At 68.4% G+C, this 5,657-nt stretch carries 5 protein-coding genes; 2 read left to right on the top strand and 3 right to left on the bottom strand.

Annotation, left to right across the window (positions count from 1 at the left end; genetic code table 11):
• Positions 1-202 precede the first annotated feature (202 nt).
• Entirely contained in the window at positions 203-706 is a 504-nt protein-coding gene (locus ACMZ91_RS21315; RefSeq protein ID WP_049461269.1) for a hypothetical protein, read from the top strand.
• Between the two features lie 46 nt (positions 707-752).
• A complete protein-coding gene (locus ACMZ91_RS21310; protein ID WP_049461270.1) occupies positions 753-1,808 on the top strand; it encodes a suppressor of fused domain protein in 1,056 nt (351 codons plus the stop codon).
• Positions 1,809-1,875: 67 nt separating this feature from the next.
• On the opposite strand, the gene ACMZ91_RS21305 is transcribed toward ACMZ91_RS21310, so the two are convergent.
• The 3 genes from ACMZ91_RS21305 to ACMZ91_RS21295 all read right to left on the bottom strand — a co-directional run bounded on the left by ACMZ91_RS21305 (position 1,876) and on the right by ACMZ91_RS21295 (position 5,358).
• Positions 1,876-2,487, bottom strand: a complete 612-nt coding sequence (locus ACMZ91_RS21305; RefSeq protein ID WP_014036113.1) for a glutathione S-transferase N-terminal domain-containing protein — start codon at positions 2,485-2,487, stop codon at positions 1,876-1,878.
• Positions 2,488-2,571: 84 nt separating this feature from the next.
• Entirely contained in the window at positions 2,572-3,030 is a 459-nt protein-coding gene (locus ACMZ91_RS21300) for a cell wall hydrolase (RefSeq protein ID WP_004154513.1), read from the bottom strand.
• Positions 3,031-3,327: 297 nt separating this feature from the next.
• A complete protein-coding gene (locus ACMZ91_RS21295) occupies positions 3,328-5,358 on the bottom strand; it encodes an NADPH-dependent 2,4-dienoyl-CoA reductase (RefSeq protein WP_049461271.1) in 2,031 nt (676 codons plus the stop codon).
• Positions 5,359-5,657: the final 299 nt, after the last annotated feature.

Raw genomic sequence — 5,657 nt, 5'->3', positions numbered from 1 at the left:
CCGCTGGCCGGCACCCCCCATCAATCCCGAGGTTGCCGGCCAGCGGCCGGCACTACCCGCAGCACTTGCGCTAAGCTCGGCCTGTCATCGACCTGCAATACACGGTGCGCGCCGGGGAAGGCGCGTGCCGTCCGGGGATGGCACACAGGGGAGCGTGCCCGCCAGGGCGCGCCGGCATTGCGCATCGAGGGAGGGGGAGGCAATGGCTTTGCTGCACGCCAAGACGGCTGCAGGCCGTCAGGAAATCGAAGACCGTGGTCGGCGTCTGCCGGCGGCACTGCGTTCGATCCTGCTGATGGTCGACGGCCATCGCGATGACACTGAATTGCGCGGCCTGTTCGAAGGCCTGCGGGCACCGCCGGATGCACTGGAGCAGTTGGCCGCGCTGGGCCTGATTGAAGTGATCGGCGGAAGTGTCGAAACCGCACCGACGCGCAGCATCAGCACCGGCCGTGAACAGGACCCGGCGCTGTACCAGCAGCTGTACGACGCGATGAGTGAGGCCGTGCGTCGGCATCTGGGCCTGAAGGGCTATTTCATGCAGTTGAAGATCGAACGCTGCACCGATGCGCTGGCACTGGAGCGCCTGTGCCCGGAACTGCTGGCGGCGGTGGGCAAGGCGCGTAGCCCGGCATTGGCGCAGCGCTGGTGGCAGGAGACCCAGGCGGCCGTGGTCAATGGTGGCGGCGAGGTCGTGCAGGCCTGAGCCACCGCGTAAAGTGATCGGTTCACTTCCCCACAAGGAGTCCCGCGTGCAGGACGACCACGACGATACCGATACCCCCGGCTGGGACGCGATCAATGCGGCGCTGGCGCCGCTGTATGCCGGGCAGGAACCGCGTCACTTCGGCACCGCGCTTCCGTACACGCTCGGTGGCCAGGATCCGCTCGATGGCATCAGCGTGTACTGGGCGGATGCGCCGGTACCGCATTGGCATTACATCACCTACGGCTTCTCCGAGCTGTACGCAAAGGAGAGCAGTGATGCCACCGCCAGTGGCTATGGTTTCGAGCTGACCTTCCGCCTCGCTGCCGACGCCGGTGAGAACGCCGGCAGCACGCCACCGGTGTGGCCGATGAACCTGCTGCAGAACCTGGCGCGCTATGTGTTCGGCAGTGGCAACGTGTTCGAGGATGGCCACCACCTCAACGCCAACGGCCCGATCGCGTTGGAGACCAACACGCGCTTGTGCCATCTGGCCTTCGTCGCAGATCCGCAGTTGCCCGCACGCGACACCGCCAATGGCCACCTGCAGTTCCTGCAGCTGGTCGGGTTGACCGATGAGGAGATGGAAGCGGTCAAGCGCTGGTCGACGCGCGGCGTGCTGCAGGCGCTGCAACCGGCGATGCCGCTGTGGATCAGCGACCTGCATCGCGGCAACCTGCTGGAGGGTCCGGCACTGGCTGCACAGGTGCAGACCGGCAGCGAGCGCGAGGGCTCCAGCACCGGCATGCTGTTCATCGAGACGCTGGACTGGCGCCAGGAGGCGGGCGTCACCACCCTGGTGCTCGGTGCGGGCCAGGTGGCCAGCGTGTGCGAGCTGCTGCCATTGCGCCTGCGCCACGGCAAATCACTGGAACTGGTCAGCCGCGAGCGGCAGTGGGAATTCATTCCGGCCGCGCGCGGTCAAACCGGCGAGGTATCGGCCGACAGCGCGCGCTGGGCGTTGGACGAGACGGGTCTGGAAGCCCTGGCAGGCGTGCGGGCCGAGCGCGGCATCTACCCGGTGGCGGCGGCGCTGCGCATCGAAGTGGTGCCGACCTACCTGCGCGATGCCAAGGGCGAAGTGATCCGCCAGATCGGCTGAGTGTGGCGATTGCACCGATGGGGGCAGAGCCGTCTGCTGCGCAGACGGCTCCGACCCATGGTCTGGATCAGGCCAGGCCCTCGGCCTTCAGCGCGGCCTGCACGCCGGCATCGGCGTCCATGCGTGCCTTGTAGGCGGCCAGGTTGTCCAGGCCGGACAGGTCGACCCTGGTGCCGGCGGCCCAGCGCAGGGTGATGTAGAAGTACGGGTCGGCGAAGCTGCGGAAACCGGCCAGCCAGGGCTTGTCGGCCAGCTGCTTGTCAGCGGTCTCGAACAGGCCACGCAGGCGCTTGTGTGCGGCGGCGCGGATCGCATCGAACTGGCTCTCGTCGGCGATGAACTTGCCCGGGGCGAACAGCGGCGAGAAAGCCGGATGCACGTCCGAATTGACGAAGGCCAGCCAGCGGGTGGCTTCGGCGCGCTGGCGCGGGCTGCCGTCGCCGCCGAGGCCGGCCTGCGGGAAGCTGTCGGCGATATAGCCCATGATCGCGGCGTTCTGCAGCAGCACGAAGTCGCCGTCGACCAGTGCGGGGACGGCACCGGCCGGATTGATCTTGAGGAATTCCGGGCCCTTCAGGGTGTCCTTGTTCAGCAGTTCAACCTCGAACGGCTGGCCGGTCCACTGCAGGGCGATGTGGTCGGCGGTGGAACAGGCACCGGGCTTGCTGTACAGCTTCATGGGAACTCCAGGTGATGCGGGCGGGAAACGCCCACTATCCCAGAGCTTGCCAGCGGGCGGCAACGCTGCCGCCAGCACGGATCGTTACGACTGCCGCGGCTTGAGGTTCTGCACCTTATAGAAGGTGTGATCGCCGATGGTGGCCACCTGGTAGGCATTGCGCCAGTTCGGGCTGGCAATGGACAGCGCGGCGAAGTGGCTGGCACCGGGCACGATCTCGCGGCGCTCGCCGGCCGGCAGCGCCCAGTTGCGCTCGGCGTCGAAGGCCACGTTCATCGCCTCGCTCCAGGCCGCATCATTGCCCAGCTGGGTGCCGGGCGAGACGATGGTCGGTGCGAACTGCTTGCGCGCGGTGACCACCTGGCACATGGAGTCGCCCCACAGGCCACTGTCGAGGCGGCGCAGGGCGACCTCGGCGACGGCCTGCTGGCCACGCAGGGTCTGGTCGCGGGCTTCCAGGTAAACGGTGGTGCTCAAACACAATGAATCAGCGGCCGGCTGAGGCAACAACTGCGACAGCCAGAGAATCCAGGCCAGTTTCATATAACTCCTTGCTCCGTATGGGCCGCACGCTCCGGTTCCGGCCGCGGGGGCGACAGGAGGCGGGGTACGACTTGGCGTCATGGGGAGGCGGCCATCGGGGCCGCCCCGTGGGCAGCCCCAAAAGAAACGATCAGTACCGATCGAGGGGCTGCGCCGGCTCACCGGAAACTGGCTGGTGAGCGGAAAGATGGCGCAAGGTAGGGGGGGATAGCCGAACGCATCGTGAACCGCCCGGCTTGACATTCAGGTTCGGCAGGGGTGACGGAAATCACATTCCGCCCCCCATTCAGGCGCTCATCAGAGCGCGGCGGCCACCCGGCTGCCCTGGTCGATGGCGCGCTTCGCATCCAGTTCGGCGGCCACATCGGCACCCCCGATCAGCTGCGCGTTGATGCCGGCGGCCTGCAGTTCGGCCTGCAATGCACGGTTCGGTTCCTGCCCGGCGCAGATCACCACATGGTCGACCGGCAGCAGCTGTTCGCTGCCTTCCACGCGGATGCGCAGGCCCTCGTCGTCCACGCCCAGGTACTCGACGCCACCGAGCATGCGCACGCCCTTGGCCTTCAGTGTGGCGCGGTGAATCCAGCCAGTGGTCTTGCCCAGTCGCGCGCCGGGCTTGCCCGGGCTGCGCTGCAGCAGCCAGAGCCGACGCGGTGACGCCTCGACCTCGGGCCGGCCCAGCGAGCCGCGGGCCTCGAACGCGCTGTCCACGCCCCATTCGGCCATCCAGCGTTGCGGGTCGAGGGAGGGGGACTCACCTGCGTGGCTGAGGAACTCGCCGACATCGAAGCCGATGCCGCCGGCGCCGATGATCGCCGCATTGGTGCCCACTTCAACCCGGCCCAGCAGCACGTCCAGGTAGCTGACCACCTTGGCGTGGTCGGCGCCGGGGAAGTCGACCTTGCGCGGGGTGATGCCGGTGGCCAGCACCACCTCGTCGAAGCCGGTCAGGGTGGCGGCATCGGCGCGGGTGCCGAGGCGCAGCTGCACGCCGGTTTCGGCCAGCGTGTGGCGGAAGTAGCGCAGGGTCTCGTGGAACTCTTCCTTGCCGGGGATGCGCTTGGCCACGTTGAACTGGCCGCCGATCTCCTCGTTGGCATCGAACAGGGTGACCTGGTGGCCGCGCTGGGCAGCGACGGTGGCACACGCCAGGCCTGCCGGGCCAGCACCGACCACGGCAACTTTCTTCGGCGTGGCGGTGGGGCGATAGACCAGCTCGGTCTCGTGGGCGGCGCGCGGATTGACCAGGCAGCTGGCCAGCTTGTTCTCGAACACGTGGTCCAGGCAGGCCTGGTTGCAGGCGATGCAGGTGTTGATCGCCTCGGCGCGGCCGGCACGGGCCTTGTTCGGCCATTGCGGGTCGGCCAGCAGCGGACGCGCCAGCGACACCATGTCGGCACCGCCGCTGGCGAGGATGCGCTCGGCGACGTCGGGCATGTTGATGCGGTTGGTCGCCACCAGCGGCACCTTCACATGCGGCTTGAGCTTGGCGGTGACCCCGGCGAAGGCGGCGCGCGGCACCGAGGTGGCAATGGTCGGAATACGGGCTTCGTGCCAGCCGATGCCGGAATTGATGATCGTCGCGCCGGCGGCCTCGATGGCCTGCGCCTGCTGCACGATTTCCTCCCAGTTGCTGCCGTCCTCCACCAGGTCCACCAGCGACAGGCGGTAGATGATGATGAAGTCCGGGCCACAGGCCTCGCGGATGCGGCGCACGATCTCGACCGCGAAGCGCATGCGCTGGTTGGCATCGCCGCCCCAGCGGTCGGTGCGCTTGTTGGTGCGCGGGGCGATGAACTCGTTGATGAGGTAGCCCTCCGAGCCCATCACTTCCACACCGTCGTAGCCAGCCTCGCGGGCCAGCTTCGCGCTGCGTGCGTAGTCGGCGATATGGCGCTCGACGCCGCTGGCCGACAACGCACGCGGGGTGAACGGGTTGATGGGTGCCTTCAGCTTCGACGGCGCCACCGACAGAGGGTGGTAGGCATAGCGGCCGGCATGCAGCAGCTGCAGGCATATCTTCGCGCCGTGCTGGTGCGCGGCGGCGGTGAGCTGACGGTGCGGGCGTACTTCCCAGGGCCAGGACAGCTTGCCGCCGAACGGCTTCAGCCAGCCGACCACGTTCGGCGCGAAGCCGCCGGTGACGATCAGGCCGACACCGCCCTCGGCGCGTTCGGCGAAGTAGGCCGCCAGCCGCGGGAAGTCGCGGGCGCGATCCTCCAGGCCGGTGTGCATCGAGCCCATCAATACGCGGTTGCGCAGCTGGGTGAAGCCCAGGTCCAGCGGGGCGAACAGATGGGGGTAGGCGCTTTCGTTGGCTGGCGACATTGTCGATACGCTTGCGTACGGAAGCGCGAAGCGTGCCGCGAAACGGCGGCCGGGGCAAGGGCCGGCCTTTGGGTAGTGCCGGCCGCTGGCCGGGTACGCTCGGCACATGCGTGCTGTCGCTCCCGCAATTCGCTGCGCGAACCGCGGGCCCCACTTACCGGCCTCCACGCCCCCGCGCCTGCGGCGCTGCCCCCGAACTCCGGGGGGTAGTGCCGGCCGCTGGCCGGGTACGCTCGGCACATGCGTGCTGTCGCTCCCGCAATTCGCTGCGCGAACCGCGGGCCCCACTTACCGGCCTC

The sequence above is a fragment of the Stenotrophomonas sp. FR024 genome, assembly GCF_047500745.2.
Taxonomy (GTDB): Bacteria; Pseudomonadota; Gammaproteobacteria; order Xanthomonadales; family Xanthomonadaceae; genus Stenotrophomonas; species Stenotrophomonas maltophilia_A.
Note: the sequence above shows the minus strand (reverse complement) of the source record. Positions and strands in the feature narration are given on the sequence as shown.